The organism is Sphingomonas yantingensis (assembly GCF_014199325.1).
GTDB classification, from domain to species: domain Bacteria; phylum Pseudomonadota; class Alphaproteobacteria; order Sphingomonadales; family Sphingomonadaceae; genus Sphingomonas; species Sphingomonas yantingensis.
The window spans coordinates 612,316-627,032 of sequence record NZ_JACIJJ010000001.1 but is presented as its reverse complement, the minus strand read 5'-3'; the positions used below and the strand labels follow the sequence as shown (position 1 = coordinate 627,032).

Annotated in this window: 12 protein-coding genes; 3 read left to right on the top strand and 9 right to left on the bottom strand. The window is 68.8% G+C overall.

The window, feature by feature from the left end; genetic code table 11:
* Window positions 1-227: 227 nt before the first annotated feature.
* From FHR19_RS03115 to FHR19_RS03100, 4 genes are all read right to left on the bottom strand, one after another.
* Window positions 228-986 (bottom strand): SPOR domain-containing protein, encoded by a 759-nt coding sequence (locus FHR19_RS03115; RefSeq protein ID WP_246359267.1) that lies wholly within the window; start codon window positions 984-986, stop codon window positions 228-230.
* Complete coding sequence (gene argS / locus FHR19_RS03110; RefSeq protein WP_184024168.1) at window positions 986-2,719, bottom strand: arginine--tRNA ligase; 1,734 nt, start codon at window positions 2,717-2,719, stop codon at window positions 986-988. Before argS ends, FHR19_RS03115 begins: the two co-directional genes overlap by 1 nt.
* Window positions 2,720-2,750: 31 nt before the next feature.
* Window positions 2,751-3,653, bottom strand: a complete 903-nt coding sequence (rarD, locus tag FHR19_RS03105; RefSeq protein WP_184024165.1) for an EamA family transporter RarD — start codon at window positions 3,651-3,653, stop codon at window positions 2,751-2,753.
* A 190-nt stretch (window positions 3,654-3,843) separates the two neighbouring features.
* A complete protein-coding gene (locus tag FHR19_RS03100; RefSeq protein ID WP_184024162.1) occupies window positions 3,844-4,626 on the bottom strand; it encodes an SDR family oxidoreductase in 783 nt (260 codons plus the stop codon).
* 771 nt (window positions 4,627-5,397) lie between these two features.
* Here FHR19_RS03100 and trmB point away from each other — a divergent pair.
* A complete protein-coding gene (trmB, locus tag FHR19_RS03095; RefSeq protein WP_184024159.1) occupies window positions 5,398-6,078 on the top strand; it encodes a tRNA (guanine(46)-N(7))-methyltransferase TrmB in 681 nt (226 codons plus the stop codon).
* Window positions 6,079-6,080: 2 nt separating this feature from the next.
* Here trmB and FHR19_RS03090 read toward each other — a convergent pair whose 3' ends face one another.
* The gene (locus FHR19_RS03090; protein WP_184024157.1) at window positions 6,081-7,247 is read right to left on the bottom strand and encodes a Gfo/Idh/MocA family protein; all 1,167 of its coding nucleotides are present in this window, start codon (window positions 7,245-7,247) and stop codon (window positions 6,081-6,083) included.
* A gap of 106 nt (window positions 7,248-7,353) precedes the next feature.
* Here FHR19_RS03090 and uxuA point away from each other — a divergent pair, with 106 nt between their 5' ends.
* Both uxuA and FHR19_RS03080 read left to right on the top strand, forming a co-directional pair.
* The gene (uxuA, locus tag FHR19_RS03085; protein ID WP_343053139.1) at window positions 7,354-8,529 is read left to right on the top strand and encodes a mannonate dehydratase; all 1,176 of its coding nucleotides are present in this window, start codon (window positions 7,354-7,356) and stop codon (window positions 8,527-8,529) included.
* 39 nt (window positions 8,530-8,568) lie between these two features.
* The gene (locus tag FHR19_RS03080) at window positions 8,569-9,843 is read left to right on the top strand and encodes an MFS transporter (protein ID WP_184024154.1); all 1,275 of its coding nucleotides are present in this window, start codon (window positions 8,569-8,571) and stop codon (window positions 9,841-9,843) included.
* 36 nt (window positions 9,844-9,879) lie between these two features.
* Here FHR19_RS03080 and FHR19_RS03075 read toward each other — a convergent pair whose 3' ends face one another.
* From FHR19_RS03075 to FHR19_RS03060, 4 genes are read right to left on the bottom strand one after another with little or no spacing between them, the layout of a single operon-like run.
* Window positions 9,880-11,139 carry a Gfo/Idh/MocA family protein gene (locus FHR19_RS03075; RefSeq protein WP_184024151.1) on the bottom strand — a complete coding sequence of 420 codons (1,260 nt, stop codon included), beginning with the start codon at window positions 11,137-11,139 and terminating at the stop codon, window positions 9,880-9,882.
* A complete protein-coding gene (locus FHR19_RS03070; protein ID WP_184024148.1) occupies window positions 11,136-11,975 on the bottom strand; it encodes an FAD:protein FMN transferase in 840 nt (279 codons plus the stop codon). Before FHR19_RS03070 ends, FHR19_RS03075 begins: the two co-directional genes overlap by 4 nt.
* A gap of 1 nt (window position 11,976) precedes the next feature.
* Window positions 11,977-13,287, bottom strand: coding sequence for a Gfo/Idh/MocA family protein (locus FHR19_RS03065; protein ID WP_184024146.1), 1,311 nt, complete (start codon window positions 13,285-13,287; stop codon window positions 11,977-11,979).
* Window positions 13,288-13,300: 13 nt separating this feature from the next.
* Window positions 13,301-14,677: a 3-keto-disaccharide hydrolase gene (locus tag FHR19_RS03060; RefSeq protein ID WP_184024144.1), complete on the bottom strand. Its 1,377-nt coding sequence runs from the start codon at window positions 14,675-14,677 to the stop codon at window positions 13,301-13,303.
* Window positions 14,678-14,717 lie beyond the last annotated feature (40 nt).

Here is a 14,717-nt window from a genome sequence, read left to right as displayed (position 1 = left end):
AGCCTGGATCGTCCTGTACCCCGGCGGAGGCCGGGGTCCAGGTGGGAGACGTTGTGGGCTCTCACCGGCCGGCCTTAACTGGGCCCCGGCCTTCGCCGGGGTACGGGCATGCCTCGTCAATCGTCACCCCGGACTTGTTCCGGGGTCCACCCACCCGCAAGCGCCGCAGCGTGGTATTCGGTAAACCGTGGACCCCGGAACAAGTCCGGGGTGACGGCTAAGCTACGTCAATTCGCCACCACGAAACACGCCTCGCCCGCGACCTTGAGCTTGCCGCAGACTTCGCGGGCCTGTGCGTTGCTGCCAGTGTTGACGCGCAGGCGCTGGACGGTGCGGCCGTTGACCTCCGCCGCCTCGATCGACTGGCCGAGCCCGGCGAGATAGCCGAAGCGGCCCGACAACTGCTTCCACGCGGCATTGGCCGCCGCGGTGTTGGGGAAGGAGCCGAGCTGGACGACCGCGCCGCCGCCCGCACCGCCCGCCGCGACGGGGGGCAGGCGCACGCCCGCCGCCTTGCCCGCGGCCGGATCGCTGCGGCCCGGCGGAGGCACCGCCTCGGTCACGCGCGCGGCGCCCTTGGTTGGGGTCGCGGCGGGCTTGGGCGCGGGGCGTGCGCCGGTCGCCAACGGCGCCTCGGGCACTGCGTTCAGGTCGACCGCGGCGTTCGAAGGCTGGCCGCCGTCGCTGGTCTTGAACACGCTGTCACCCTCGCCCGCGACCTGCATCCCGCCCACTTCGTCGGGCTTCACCTTGTAGTCGCCCTCGGCCGCGTTGATGATCTCGCCCGTGCCGCCGCCGGTCGACGGCGCGCGGTCCTGCCACCAGTATAGCCCGGCGATCGCCGCGCCGATGATGGCCAGGCCGATGACGACGAGCAGGATGACGCGCCCCATCGGCGCGCCTTCCTCGTACCGCTCCTCGACCGTTTCCAGCCAGGGCAGCCGATCCTCTTCGGCCATTGCGGTGTCGTCGGCAGCGGCTGCCATCACTTCATCTCCTCGACCGCCTCCACGCCCATGATGCGGAGGCCCGACCGGATGATCTGCCCGATCGCGTCGGCGAGATAAAGCCGAGCCTGCGTTAAGGACACGTCACCGGCAATCACCGTCCGGCGCGAGGGATCGTCGTTGCCCGCGTTCCAGGCGCCATGGAAATCGGCGGCCAAGTCATAGAGATAAAAGGCGATCCGGTGCGGCTCGCGCGCCTGTGCCGCGCCGTCCACCACGCGCGGAAACTGAGCGAGCCGCTTGACCAGAGACAATTCCGCCGTGTCAAGCCGGGACAGGTCCGGCGTCGCGGTCGCCGGCGCGATCCCCGCCTCCGCCGCGCGGCGGCGCAGCGAATGGACGCGGGCATGCGCATACTGGACGTAGAAGACCGGATTGTCCTTCGACGCCTCCACCACCTTGGCGAAGTCGAAGTCCATCTGCGCATCGGCCTTGCGCGTCAGCATCGTGAAGCGGACGACGTCCTTGCCCACTTCGCGCACCACGTCGGCGAGGGTAACAAAATTACCCGACCGCTTCGACATCTTCACCGGCTCGCCCGCGCGGAGCAGGCGGACCATCTGGATCAGCTTCACATCGAAACGCGTCTTGCCCTCGGTCAGCGCCTCGACCGCCGCGACGATGCGCTTGACCGTACCGGCATGATCCGCGCCCCAGATGTCGATCAGCTGGTCGGCGGACTGCGCCTTCTGGAAGTGATAGGCGAGGTCGGCGCCGAAATAGGTCCACTGCCCGTTCGACTTTTTGATCGGGCGATCCTGATCGTCGCCGAACTTGGTCGAGCGGAACAGCGGCAGCTCCACCGGCTCCCAGTCGTCGGGCAGCTCGCCCTTCGGCGCCTCGAGCACCCCGTCATAGATGAGGTCCCGCGCGCGGAGCCACGCCTCGGCCTCCTCCGGCTTGCCCGCGGCCTGAAGCTCGGCCTCCGACGAGAACAGGTCGTGGTGGATGCCCAGCAGCGCGAGGTCGGCCTTGATGAGGTCGAGCATCGCCGCCACCGCACGCGTGCGGAACAGGGGCAGCCACTCGCCCTCGGGTGCGGCGGCGTAGCGGTCGCCATAGTCGGCGGCGAGCATCTGGCCCACGGGAATCAGGTAATCGCCGGGATAGAGGCCCTCGGGCACCTCGCCCGCATCCTCGCCCAGCGCCTCGCGATAGCGCAGGTGCACGGAACGGGCGAGCACGTCGACCTGGCCGCCGGCATCGTTGACGTAATATTCGCGGATGACCCTGTGCCCAATATGCTCGAGCAGGCTGGACAGCGCATCGCCGACCACCGCGCCGCGGCAATGGCCCATGTGCATCGGCCCCGTGGGATTGGCCGACACATATTCGACATTGACGGTGACGCCCGCCCCCACGTCCGAGCGGCCGTAATCGTCACCCGCCGCATGGATCGCCGCGAGCTCGTCGCGCCAGCGGTCCTCCTTCAGCGTCAGGTTGATGAACCCCGGCCCCGCGACCGCGACCGACGCGACTTCGTTCAGCGCGCCGAGTTTGGCGGCGATCGCCTCGGCCAGCGCGCGTGGGTTGGTGCCCGAGGGCTTGGCCAGCACCATCGCGGCGTTGGTGGCAAGGTCGCCATGGCTCGCGTCGCGCGGCGGCTCGACGGTCACCGCGCGGCGGTTGAGGCCGTCGGGCAGCGTGCCCTCGGCGACGAGCGCGTCGAGGATCGAGTCGAGATGGGCGGCGAACTGGGCGTAGAGCGTCATGGCCGCGCCCTAGCCGAGCGCGGGCGCGGACTCAAACCTTGCGCGCGCGCAGGCTCCCGACGACGAACACGCCAAGCCCCGTCCAGATCAGCGCGAAGCAGATCAGGTGCGCGGTCGTCACCACCTCGCCGAACAGCGTGATCGCCAGCCCGAACTGGATCGTCGGCGCCAGATACTGAAGCAGCCCGATCACCGAGTATGGCAGCCGCCGTGCCCCCGCCGCGAAGAGGAGGAGCGGGATCGCGGTGACGATACCCGCGATCAGCAGCAGCACGGTGACCAGCGTATTGCCACCCGCCAGCGCCAGCCCGCCATGGCTCGCCAGCCAGGCCATATAGCCGAGCGCGACCGGCGTGAGGATCAGCGTCTCGGTCGTCAGCCCCTCGACCGATTCGACCGGCGCGACTTTGCGGATGAGGCCATAGAGCCCGAAGGATAGCGCGAGGACGAGGCTGATCCACAGCCCCGCCGCGGCCTGCGACGCGAGCACGAGGACGCCCGCGCCGGCCAGCACGACCGCGGCCAGCTGCGGCCGGGTCAGCTTCTCGCGCAGCACGGCGACACCGAGCACGACGTTGACCAGCGGGTTGAGGAAATAGCCGAGGCTCGCCTCCAGCACGTGATGGTGCTGGACCGCCCAGATATAGACAAGCCAGTTGACCGAAATCATCGCCGCGCTCGCCGCCAGCAGCCGCAGCGTCGCGGGCGTCGTCAGCGCCAGCCACAGCCGCGCACCCCGCCGCGTCACCGCGATGATGGCGAAGAGGAGCGCGAGCGACCAGACGACGCGGTTGGCGACGACCTCGCCCGCATCGACCCCGCGCAGCGGCATGAAGTAGAGCGGCAGCAGCCCCCAGAGCAGATACGCCCCCGCCCCCTGCATCAGGCCGATGCGGGTCGAACGGGCAGCGGTGTCGGAGGCCTGCGTGGTCATCGCCGCGCGATAGTCCGGTTTGGGGGATGCGGCAAAGCGCAAGGGCTTGGCGCGGGGAAAGAAATGGTCGGGGCAGTCCTCTACCAAAGGCCGTCACCCCGGCCCCCGAGCCGGGGTCCCGCTTCTTCTCTTCACGCTTGGAAGAAGAAAGAAGCGGGACCCCGGATCAAGTCCGGGGTGACGAGGGAGGTTAAGTCTTCGCCTTGTCCGCCTTCTCCCGCTCGGCGCGGGCGAAGTCGTTCATGCCCTTGAACCGCTCGGCAAAGGCGCCGTCGGCCTCGGCATTGCGGAAATCGCGGACGCGCTCGACCAGGATCTCCGGCGGGGTCGGCTCCTGCGAGATCAGCGCCATCACCTCGTCGGCGAAGTCGTCGAGGCCGAGATAGCCGGTGCGGTCGGCCTGTCCGGGGGTCAGGTCGGTGCGCACGCCCGGCGGCGCGATCTCGATCACCTCGACCTGCCCCTTGAGCGCCTCTCGCAGGCTGACGGTATAGCTGTGCACCGCCGCCTTGGTCGCCGAATAAGTGGGCGCGGCGACCAGCGGGACGAAGGCGAGGCCCGAGGTGACGGTCACGATCGCCGCATCCACCTGTCCCTTCAGATGATCGACCAGTGCGTCGGTCAGCCGGATCGGGCCGAGCAGGTTGGTGGTGATCTGCGCCTCCGAATCCGACAGGTCGCGCGCGCCTTCGATCGCCTCGAACCGCATGATCCCAGCATTGTGGATGACGACGTTGAGTGCTGGGAACCGCTCCATGACCTCGGCCGCGAACGTCTTGATCGCCGCGGCATCGTCGATGTCGAGCGTCAGAGCGTGCATGTCGTCTTGCCCCGCGATTGCCTCGTCGAGCGCGGCCTGGCGCCGGCCCGCGACGATGACGGTATCGCCGCGGCGGGCAAAGCGCTGCGCGAGTGCGGCGCCGATACCGGAGCCGCCGCCGGTGATGAGAATGGTGTTGCCGCTAGTCTTCATGAACGCCTCCGACACTGGTTCGGGGCGCTATGTCGGGGCGACGGCGCGCGATGAAAGGGGGCACGGGCCAAAGGCCGCCCAAAATCGTCGGCGCGAAAAAGGGGCCGGCGTCGCCGCCAGCCCCTCCTCACCCGGTGCGCCGTGCGCTTTCGCGCCGTGTTCGCCGGGGTCCGGTCATCGGGGCCGGTCCCGCGTGCCTGCCGGTCGCCTTTCGGCAAGGGGCGGTGTCGCGTGTCCGGCCTCGATGGCCTCACGTCGGTGCGCTTGCGCGTGCCGGCGCGTTGCGCCTCAGGTCCCGCCTCCGCTTCGCCGCTTCCATGGGAAGCGCCTGCCGCATCGTCGTTTCCGTCGGCCGATCCGGTCTAAGCGTCGCCCGAGGGCCTCGCTTCATCCGTCTCGTTCGATCGCTTTCCGGTGATCCCGTCCCGCGTTCGGCCAAGGCCGCGCGCAGTCTGTCGTCGCCTTCCGTCGATCCCCGTCCCGTACACCTGCGCGGTTTCCAATAAAGGCACCAGCGCATCGCCCGACCCGGCATAACCATTTCGATTTGCTTCGATTTCTCGAACCGCTTCGTCCCGGCTACAGGCAGAGTGTGTCACGGACCCCGAGTCGCCCGAAGCAGCAAATGCGGCGGCAAGCCTGTGGATAACGTGGATAGCGGGGATAACGGCCGCGACTCGATCGCCGGCCGACGGCGATGCCTTTAGCCGATGCCGCGGCCCGATCAACCCCCTCGACAGCCCGCCCTCCATGCGCCTAACGCCGCCCGCCATGAACGATCCCGCGACCATCCGCCGCCTCTATGGCCGCCGCCAGGGGCACAAGCTGCGCGCCGGGCAGGCCGCGCTCGTCGAGGAGCTGTTGCCGCGGATCGCCGTGCCCGAGGAAGGGCCGCTTGATGCAAAGGCGCTGTTCGGCGACGACCGCCCGCTCGAACTCGAGATCGGCTTCGGCGGGGGCGAGCATCTGGCGGGACAGGCGGCGGCCCGGCCGGGAACGGGCTTCATCGGCTGCGAACCGTTCCTCAACGGCGTCGTCGGCGCGCTCGGCCACATCCGCGACGGCGACCTCGGCAATGTCCGCCTGCACATGGGCGACGCCCTTCAGGTGCTAGAGCGGTTGCCCGACGCCAGCCTCGACCGCGCCTATCTGCTCCACCCCGATCCCTGGCCCAAGGCGCGCCATGCCAAGCGGCGGATGGTCAATCACGGCCCGCTCGACCTGATCGCCGCCAAGCTGAAGCCGGGGGCCGAGTTCCGGCTCGGCACCGACGACCCCACCTATTGCCGCTGGTCGATGATGGTGATGAACCAGCGCCGCGACTTCGTATGGCAGGCGCAGACCGCGGCCGACTTCCTCACCCGCCCCGCCGACTGGCCCGAGACGCGGTACGAGCGGAAAGCCCGGCGCAAGGGGCACGAGGTCTGGTACTTCCGCTACGTCCGCGTCTGACCTCAACCGCCGGGAAGGACCGGCGGCTTTGCGCGTGCCTGTGCCTTCAGCACCAGTTCGGCGGCGAGCAGCGCCTGACGCTGGTCCTGCGCGACCTCCGTCCGCTCGACCACGTCGCTGACGAATTGCGGGCCGAAGGGCAGCGCGACCTTGCTGCAATCCTCGTAGCGTGAGCCCTTCGCGTCGGTGATGAACAGATGGTCGCCGCCGGGCCGCCCAGCCACGTCGACATATTTGCGAAGCTCGATGAAGCCGCCGGTGCCGAGGATGAACAGCCGCCCGTCGCCCCAGGTCGACAGCCCGTCCGGCGTGAACCAGTCGACGCGGACATAGCCGGTGCCGCCATTGCCCGTCAGCGTCATGTCGCCGAAATCCTGAAAGCGCGGATGCTGCGGCGTGCCGACATTGCCCGCCTGCGCCGCGACCACGTCGGCGCGGGTCGAGCCGGTGTAGAACAGGAACTGGTCCGCCTGATGGCTGCCGATATCGGTCAGGATCCCGCCATAGCGCGCGGTGTCCCAGAACCAGTCGGGTCGGCTCGCCGGGCTCATCCGATGGGGCGCAAGGTTGACCGTCTGGATCACCTTGCCGATCGCGCCCGCCTTGACCAGTTCGCCGGCGCGGACCGCGGCGCGCACTTCGTAGCGTTCGGAATAGAGGATCGCGAACTTGCGGCGGGTCTCGGCGATCGCGCGGCGCACGTCGGCAAGCTGTTTCAGGCTGGTGATCCCCGGCTTGTCCGACAGGAAGTCCTTGCCAGCGCGCATTACCCGGATGCCGAGCGGCGCGCGAAGGTCGGGGATCGACGCGCTGGCGACGAGCTGGATATCCTTCGCCTCCAGCACTTCGGCCTCGCTGCGCGCCAGCCGCACGTCGCCATAGCGGCCGAGGAACGCCGCGCGCTGCTTCGGGTCGGGGGCATAGACCATCGCCAGCGTCCCGCCGCCGCGGATCAGCGCGTCGGTCATCGCAAAGATATGCGGGTGGTCGAGGCCGACGACCGCGAAGCGGATGCGGTGCCGGGCGGAGGGGTCGGGCCCACGCGGCGGTCCGCGATCGGGCGCCGCGTTCCCCGCCGTCACCGATTGGGCATGCGCGGCACTCATCGCCATCACCGCGCCGCCGATGCCCAGGCCCGCGAGCAATGCACGCCGATCGACTTCCTGCATGATACCCCTCCAAAAACATGTCTTACAGATTTTGATATTGGCCTGTCATATCCGCTATGATAGCAAATCGGAAGCGGCGAGATGGCCGCGACGAGTTTTGGGGGCAGTGCGCGTGTGGATGACGCAGGCGATGCGATGGTTCGGGGCATCCGACCCGGTATCGCTTCGGGAAATCAGGCAATCGGGCGCGACCGACGTGGTCAGCGCGCTCCACGATCAGCCCAACGGCGCGGTCTGGCCGGCCGAGACGATCGCCGCCTACCGGGATCGGATCGAGGCGGCGGGCCTCAAGTGGCGCGTCGTCGAAAGCGTGCCCGTCCATGACGATATCAAGACCGGCAACGGCGACTCCGCGCGGTATCTGGAGGCGTACTGCCAGACGCTGACCAACCTCGCCGCATCGGGCATCGACGTCGTCACCTACAATTTTATGCCCGTTCTCGACTGGACGCGCACCGACCTCGCCTGGGAACTGCCTGATGGCGCGAAGGCGCTTCGCTTCGAGCACGAGATGGCGGCGGCCTATGACTGCTTCATCCTGAAGCGGCCGGGGGCGGAGGCGGATTACGCGCCCGACCTGCTCGACAAGGCGGCGCGCCGTCGCGCGGCGATGGACGACGATGCTTGCATGGCGCTGGAGGCGACGATCATCGCCGGCCTGCCGGGCAGCGAGGAGGGGTTCACCCGCGACGCCTTTCGCGCCGCGCTCGCCCGCTATGGCGAGCTCGGTCCCGAAGCGCTGCGCGCCAACCTGATCGCGTTCCTCAAGGTCGTGGCTCCCCATGCCGAATCGCTCGGCATCCGCCTCGTCGTCCATCCCGACGACCCGCCCTTCCCGCTGTTCGGCTTGCCGCGCGTCGTCAGTACCGAGGCGGACGTCGCGTATCTGTTCGATCGGGTACCGAGCGCCGCCAATGGCCTCTGCTTCTGCTCGGGCTCGTTCGGCGCGCGCGCGGACAACGACCTGCCCGGCATGGTCGAGCGGTTGGGGCACCGGATCGGCTTCCTCCACCTCCGCTCGGTCCAGCGCGAGGGCGGCGGCACGTTCCACGAGGCCCCGCATCTGGAGGGCGATGCCGAAATGGCGCGGATCGTCGCGGCGGTGCACGACCTTCAGGTCCGGGAGGGCCGGTCGATCCCGATGCGGCCCGACCACGGACACCAGATGCTCGACGACCTCACTAAGCGCACCCTCCCCGGCTATTCGCTGCTCGGGCGGATGCGCGGGCTGGCCGAACTGCGCGGGCTCGAACGCGGCATCGCCCACGCCCGCGCCAACTGAACGAAAAGCGGGGAACGCCCGCGACAAGGGAGAGACAGCGTGACAACCACCGGCCCCACACGGCCCGCCAGCAACGTGCGCTGGATCATCTGCGCGCTGCTCTTCTTTGCCACGACGATCAATTACATCGACCGTCAGATCATCGGCATCCTGAAACCGACGCTTCAGGCCGAACTCGGCTGGAGCGAGATCGACTATGGCAACATCGTCTTCTGGTTCCAGGCTGCCTACGGCCTCGGCCTGCTCGCCTGCGGGCCGGTCATCGACCGGATCGGCTCCAAGCTCGGCTATGCCGGCGCGATCGCGATCTGGAGCGTCGCGGCGATGGTCCATGCGCTCGCCCGCACGCCCGGCGGATTCGCGATGGCGCGGTTCGCGCTGGGCCTGGGCGAAGCCGCGAACTTCCCCGCCGCGATCAAGTCGGTAGCCGAATGGTTTCCCAAGAAGGAACGCGCGCTCGCCGCGGGCATCCTCAACGCCGGCGCCAATGTCGGCGCGATCGCCACGCCGATCGTCGTGCCCGTCCTCGCCATCCAGTTGGGCTGGCAAGCCGCGTTCATCATCACCGGCCTATTGGGCTTCGTCTGGCTGGTCGCGTGGCTCGCCTTCTATCGCAAGCCTGCTGAGCACCGCAGCGTCTCTCCCTCGGAGCTGGCGTACATCAACTCCGACGTCGCCCCGGCGGAGGACGAGCCGCGCATCCCCTGGTCCGCGCTGTTCCGCCGGCGCGGCACCTGGGCGTTCATCGCCGGCAAGTTCCTGACCGACCCGGTCTGGTACCTATTCCTGTTCTGGCTGCCCGACTTTTTCGCCAAGCGCCATGGCCTCGACCTCAAGAGCTTCGGCCCGCCGCTGATTGCGGTCTATCTGATGGCCGATGTGGGCAGCATCGGCGGCGGCTGGCTGTCGTCGGCACTCATCAAGCGGGGGATGAGCGTCAATGCCGGGCGCAAGATGGCGCTGCTCGTCTGCGCGATCCTCGTCCTGCCGATCTTCTTCGCCAGCAGCGTCTCCGGCTTGTGGAGCGCGGTTGCGATCATCGGCCTTGCCGCCGCCGCGCATCAGGGATGGTCGTCGAACCTCTACACGATGGTCAGCGACACCTTCCCCCGCTCCTCCGTCGCCTCGGTCATGGGGATCGGCGGCGCGGCGGGGGCGGTCGGCGGCATGCTCATGTCCACCTATGTCGGACAGGTGCTGGAGACGGTGGGCAGCTATGCGCCGGTCTTCGTCTGGGCGGGGAGCGCCTATTTGGTGGCGCTGGCGATCATCCACTTGCTGGTCCCGCGGCTGGAGGTAAAGCCGGCGGCCTGATGCGAGGGGCGGCGCCGCATCGGTGCCGCCCCGCAATCAGACGGCGACCAGATCCTTCGGCCAGTCGAGCGCGCGCCCGCTGTCCATCGCCTGCTCGCCGAGCAGCGAGGCGACGCTGGCATAATAGGCTTCCTTGAGCAGCCCCGGCAGTTCGCGGCCCTTGCGCACCGCCTCGCCGAAGCCCTCGAACTGAAGCATCGTCTCGTCATACTCGCCCCAGCCGAGCGGGGTGCCCGGCGTGCGGACGGGCAATTCCGGGAACCAGGTCGCGCCGCCGATCGGCACCGCGCGCTTGTTGCCCGCCGCCACGTCGCACTGCATTTGCTGAAGTGCGGGGACCGCGTTCGGGTCCTCCGAATAGATACGGCCGAGCTCGGGCTCGATCGTGCCCTTGCTCCCCTGGATCTGCTCCTCGCAGCCATAGCGCGCGTTGTTGAGCAGCGACGTGTAGATCGTCTTGCGCCCGCCCGGATAATCGAACACCAGCGCGACATGGTCGTAGACCTCGCGCCCGTCCTTCCAGAAGCAGATGCTGCCCGACCCCATCACCCGCGTCGGCAGCGCGTCCATGAACCAGTTGGCGACCTGTAGCTGGTGAGTGGCGAGTTCGGTCATCAGCCCCGCCGAGCGATCGCGATAGAGGCGCCAGTTGATCTGCCGGTCGGTGGCGTCGGGTGCCACCGGCCGACGCCAGCTCTTGTTGCGGTGCCAGCTCGCCCGCACCTGCGTGATCGTGCCGATCTCCCCCGCCGCCGCGCGCTTTCGCGCCGCGAGATAAGTGGGGTGGAACATCCGCTGGTGGCCGATCTGGAGCACCTTGTGAGCGCCCCGCGCGCGCGCCACCATCGCCCCACAATCGGCGATCGTCCGCGCCATCGCCTTTTCGCACCAGACGTGGAGGCCTGCGTCGAGCGCCATGAACGTCTGGCTTGCGTGCATGTCGAGCGGCGTCGCGATCACCACCGCGTCCAGCCCCCTGGCATCCAACATCGCGCGATAGTCGGTGAAGCTGCGCGTCCCCGCCGGCACCAGCGCCCGCCCGCGCGCCAGATGCGGGGCATAGCTGTCGCAGATCGCCGCGACCGTGCAGTTCTTGGTCTTGAGGATGTTCTGAATGAGCGCCCGGCCGCGATCGCCGGTGCCGACCACGCCCAGCCGCACCCGGTCGCCGCGCTCGACCCCCGCCGCCGCCGCCATGGCCCAGGGCGCCGCCGTCGCCATGCCGATGCCCGTAGAGGCGGCGAGAACGCGGTCGATGAAACCGCGGCGGGTCAGGTCGAAGTCACGCTCGTTCATACATCCGCATCCTCACGCGCCGCAGCCGTCACGGCATGGTCAAACAAGTGGCGGTGCCCCGGCCACGCGGCGATCAGCGCCGCCGCCTCGCCCGCATCGGCGACGATAAGCGCGGTGCTGATTGCTTCCGCAAGCGCGCCGCTCGCCTCGACGGCGATCGCCGTGCGCGCCGCCGCGATCGCCCGGCCGTCGCGCGGACGTACCGTCGCGGCGCGATTGGGCGCGAGCATCCCCGCCCCCACCGTGGCCGAGATCGACAGTGCCGCATCCTCGACCTCGATCACCGCCAGCGTGCCACCGGGCACCCCCGGATCGGGGATCGCCAGCGGCCAGCCGCCGCCAAGCGGATGCGCGCCGATCACCGCGATCGAGCTTTCTCCCGCCGACATGAGCGCGCTGGCGACACCCGCCGCGCGCAGGATATCGACCGCGCGATCAAGCGCATAGCCCTTGCCGAACCCGCCGAAGTCGAACGCGACCGGCCCACCCGCCGTCACCCGCGAGGCAGCAACGTCGAGCGACAGCGCAGACCACCGTCCCGGCGCGCCCTTGCCCGCGGTCGGATCGAACAGCCCGCCCGTCGCCGCGACCGCCGCGTCGGCCAGCGCCAGCGCCTCCAGCAACAGCGGGTCGCCGATCTCCACCGAACCGCCCGCCGCCAGCGCCTCGTTGAGCGCGGTGGCGGCCGACGGCCGGTGGATCGTCAGGCTGTCGTCCACGGCCTCCACCGCCCGCCGCGCCGCCCGGATCGCCTCGTCATCGACCGGCCCGAATACATGGAACTCGACGCGCGTCCCCATTGCGGCAAACCGCTCGATGCGCGTCTCGATGCTCACGTCAGGCGTTCAGCCCCCAGCCCGGCGCATAATCGACCGACCAGAGCTTCATCGCCGCCGCGCTCGCCGGACGGCCGGTGCGCGGATCGACCATGAGGTCGGCGTCGGTCCGGTACGCCATGTTGCCGAGGTGGCAGAGCGTCGTGCTGATATGCCCCTCTGCGATCGGCGAGTTGAGCGACCGCGACTTGCCGCGGATCACGTCGACGAAGTTCTGCGCGTGATAGACGTCGAGTGCGCCCTCGCCCACCGTGCCCGTCGTCGCGCTTTCGGCGGGTGCCTTGACCTCACGGATCAGCTTGCCGTCGAGGCCGTAATGCTCGAACCCGTTGCGGTCGACGATCGCCGAGCCCTTGGTGCCGAGCAGCAGCACCCCGCGCCCGCGCCCGAACGTCTGGATGCCGTTGCAGCTCTGCCCGTTCCAGCGGATCGTCCGCCCGCCCTCATAGTCGAGGTCGAGGCTGAGCGAATCGTACATCTCCCAGTCGTCGCCCTTCCAGAAATTGCGCGCGCCCTTCGCCGACACCGCCGTGGGATAGGTGACACCCATCAGCCAGCGGGCGATGTCGAGCTCGTGCATCGCGTTGTTGCAGATCTCGCCCGTCCCGTATTTCCAGAACCAGTGCCAATTATAGTGGACGAGGTTGTCGCGGTACGGCCCGCGCGGGCGCGGCCCCTGCCACAGCTCCCAGTCGAGATTGGCAGGCGGGGCGGTCACCTTGCCCTTCCCGATCGACTTGCGGTTGTTGGCGTACCAGGTCTGCGCCTCGTACACCTCGCCCAGCGCGCCGCCGCGGACGAGGTCGAGGAGCTGCCGCGTCTCGATGCTCGACCGCTGCTGGTTGCCGACCTGCAGCACGCGGCCGGTGCGCTTCTGCGCGGCGATCAGCGCCTCACCCTCGGCCGGCGCGATGCCGATCGGCTTCTCGAGATAGACGTGCGCGCCGGCCCGCATCGCGTCGACGCCGATCTTGGCGTGCGAGAAGTCGGGCGTCGCGACGGTGACGATGTCCACGTCCTTGCGCGCGAGCAGCTGGCGGTAATCGCGCTCCAGCTTCGGCCGGGCGAACCCCTTGCCCGCGAACGCGTCGGCGCGCTTGGCGAGCACGTCCGAGTCCACGTCGACGAAATGCGTGATCTGGACGTTCGGCACCTTGGTGAAGGCACTCATGTGCGCTTGTCCGCGCCCGTTCACGCCGACGACGGCAACGCGCAGCCGATCATTGGCGCCCTGGATCCGCGCATAGCTCTTTGCGGTCATCGCAAGGCCGGCGGCGGCGCCCGCGCCCATCAGGATCGTTCGACGGTCCATTCCCAGTCCCCTCTTATCGGCCGCGCAGCTTGATCGAGCGGAAATCGACCCGGTCGCCATGATCCTGCAGCAGGATCGGACCTGATTTCCCTTCGCCGAAGCGCGGCCATTTGGCGTATTTGCTCATCGCGACCAGTTGCCGGAACTCGGGCGAGCCGCGCTCATATTCGACAACCTTGAAGCCGTTCAGCCAGTGCTCGACATGATTGCCGCGTACGACCAGCAGCGCGCGGTTCCATTCGCCCGGCGGGTTGATCCGCTTGCCCGGGCTGTCGGGGTCCGACAGGTTCCGCGCGGTGATGAGGTCGTAGAGCGAACCCAAGGTGCGGTTGCCGTCGCGCCCCATCTTCGCATCGGGATGCCGCTCATCGTCGAGCAACTGGTATTCGAGGCCGATCGCCGATCCCTCGCCCTTGAGCAGGCTCGGGTCGACGAAATACTTTATCCCGCTGTTCGCCCCCGGCGTCAGGCGGAAATCGACCGACAGCTCGAAATCGGAATAGTCGCGTGTGGTGATGATGTCGCCGCCATTGGTCGATTCACCGCCGCCGGAAGGTTCGACCGACAGGATGCCGTCATTGATCGCCCAGCCCTTGGCCGGGAAGCTCGGCCCCTTGGCACTGCGCCAGCCATTGGTGGTGCGCCCGTCCCACAGCAGCCTCCACCCCGCGCGCGCCTCGCCGGGACTAATGCGGTTGGTCAGCCACCCCTGCTGCTCCAGCTTCGTCTCAGGCAAGGCATATCGCTGGGGCCGATCGGTGATGACGCGGATCTTGCGGAAGCGGACCTCGGGGTTCTTCGCGGCCACCTCGTCCGACACCGAATGGACCTGCAGTGCGATGAAGCCGCGTGCGTCGGTGTCGTCGACCAGGTCGGCGGCGGGGACGCCGTTGATCCAGGTGCGGATGCGGTTGCCGATCGCCTCGACCCGGTAGCGGTTCCAGTCGCCGGACCTGAAGGCCCGCCGCGCCCCCTCGTTCCGGCCGAGCGTATAGAGCCACTGGCGGCGCTGCTCGTCGTACAGCCCGCCGCTCCATGCGCGCTTCGACGGGTCGATCTCTGCCTGATAGCCGTGGACGACGCCGCTGCGGTAATCGGCTCGCCGCTGGCCGCGGATCATCATGCCCGAATTAAGGATGGGATTGGTCTTGGCCTCGAACTCGACGATGAAGTCGCCATATTGCTGGTTCGAGACCAGCCAGCTGTTCGGCGTCTTTGCCGCGGCGCGACCGATCAGTTCGCCGTTCTCAACGCGATAGGGGGCGTTGCCGCCCGCGACCGTCCAGCCGGCGAGCCCCGCTTTCGGCGTGACGTCGCGCCACGGCGCCTGCGCCGCGGCAGGCGCGGCCAACGTACAGGCGGTGACGATCGAAATGGCGGCCAGGCGCATCGCTAATCCCCTCGATTTGCGGCCTTCGTTTCGGACCGAT

Coding starts and splice junctions, on each gene's coding strand:
- FHR19_RS03115 (WP_246359267.1), bottom strand. CDS start 986: ATGGCAGCCGCTGCCGACGACACCGCAATGGCCGAAGAGGATCGGCTG.
- argS (WP_184024168.1), bottom strand. CDS start 2,719: ATGACGCTCTACGCCCAGTTCGCCGCCCATCTCGACTCGATCCTCGAC.
- rarD (WP_184024165.1), bottom strand. CDS start 3,653: ATGACCACGCAGGCCTCCGACACCGCTGCCCGTTCGACCCGCATCGGC.
- FHR19_RS03100 (WP_184024162.1), bottom strand. CDS start 4,626: ATGAAGACTAGCGGCAACACCATTCTCATCACCGGCGGCGGCTCCGGT.
- trmB (WP_184024159.1), top strand. CDS start 5,398: ATGAACGATCCCGCGACCATCCGCCGCCTCTATGGCCGCCGCCAGGGG.
- FHR19_RS03090 (WP_184024157.1), bottom strand. CDS start 7,247: ATGCAGGAAGTCGATCGGCGTGCATTGCTCGCGGGCCTGGGCATCGGC.
- FHR19_RS03075 (WP_184024151.1), bottom strand. CDS start 11,139: ATGAACGAGCGTGACTTCGACCTGACCCGCCGCGGTTTCATCGACCGC.
- FHR19_RS03065 (WP_184024146.1), bottom strand. CDS start 13,287: ATGGACCGTCGAACGATCCTGATGGGCGCGGGCGCCGCCGCCGGCCTT.
- FHR19_RS03060 (WP_184024144.1), bottom strand. CDS start 14,677: ATGCGCCTGGCCGCCATTTCGATCGTCACCGCCTGTACGTTGGCCGCG.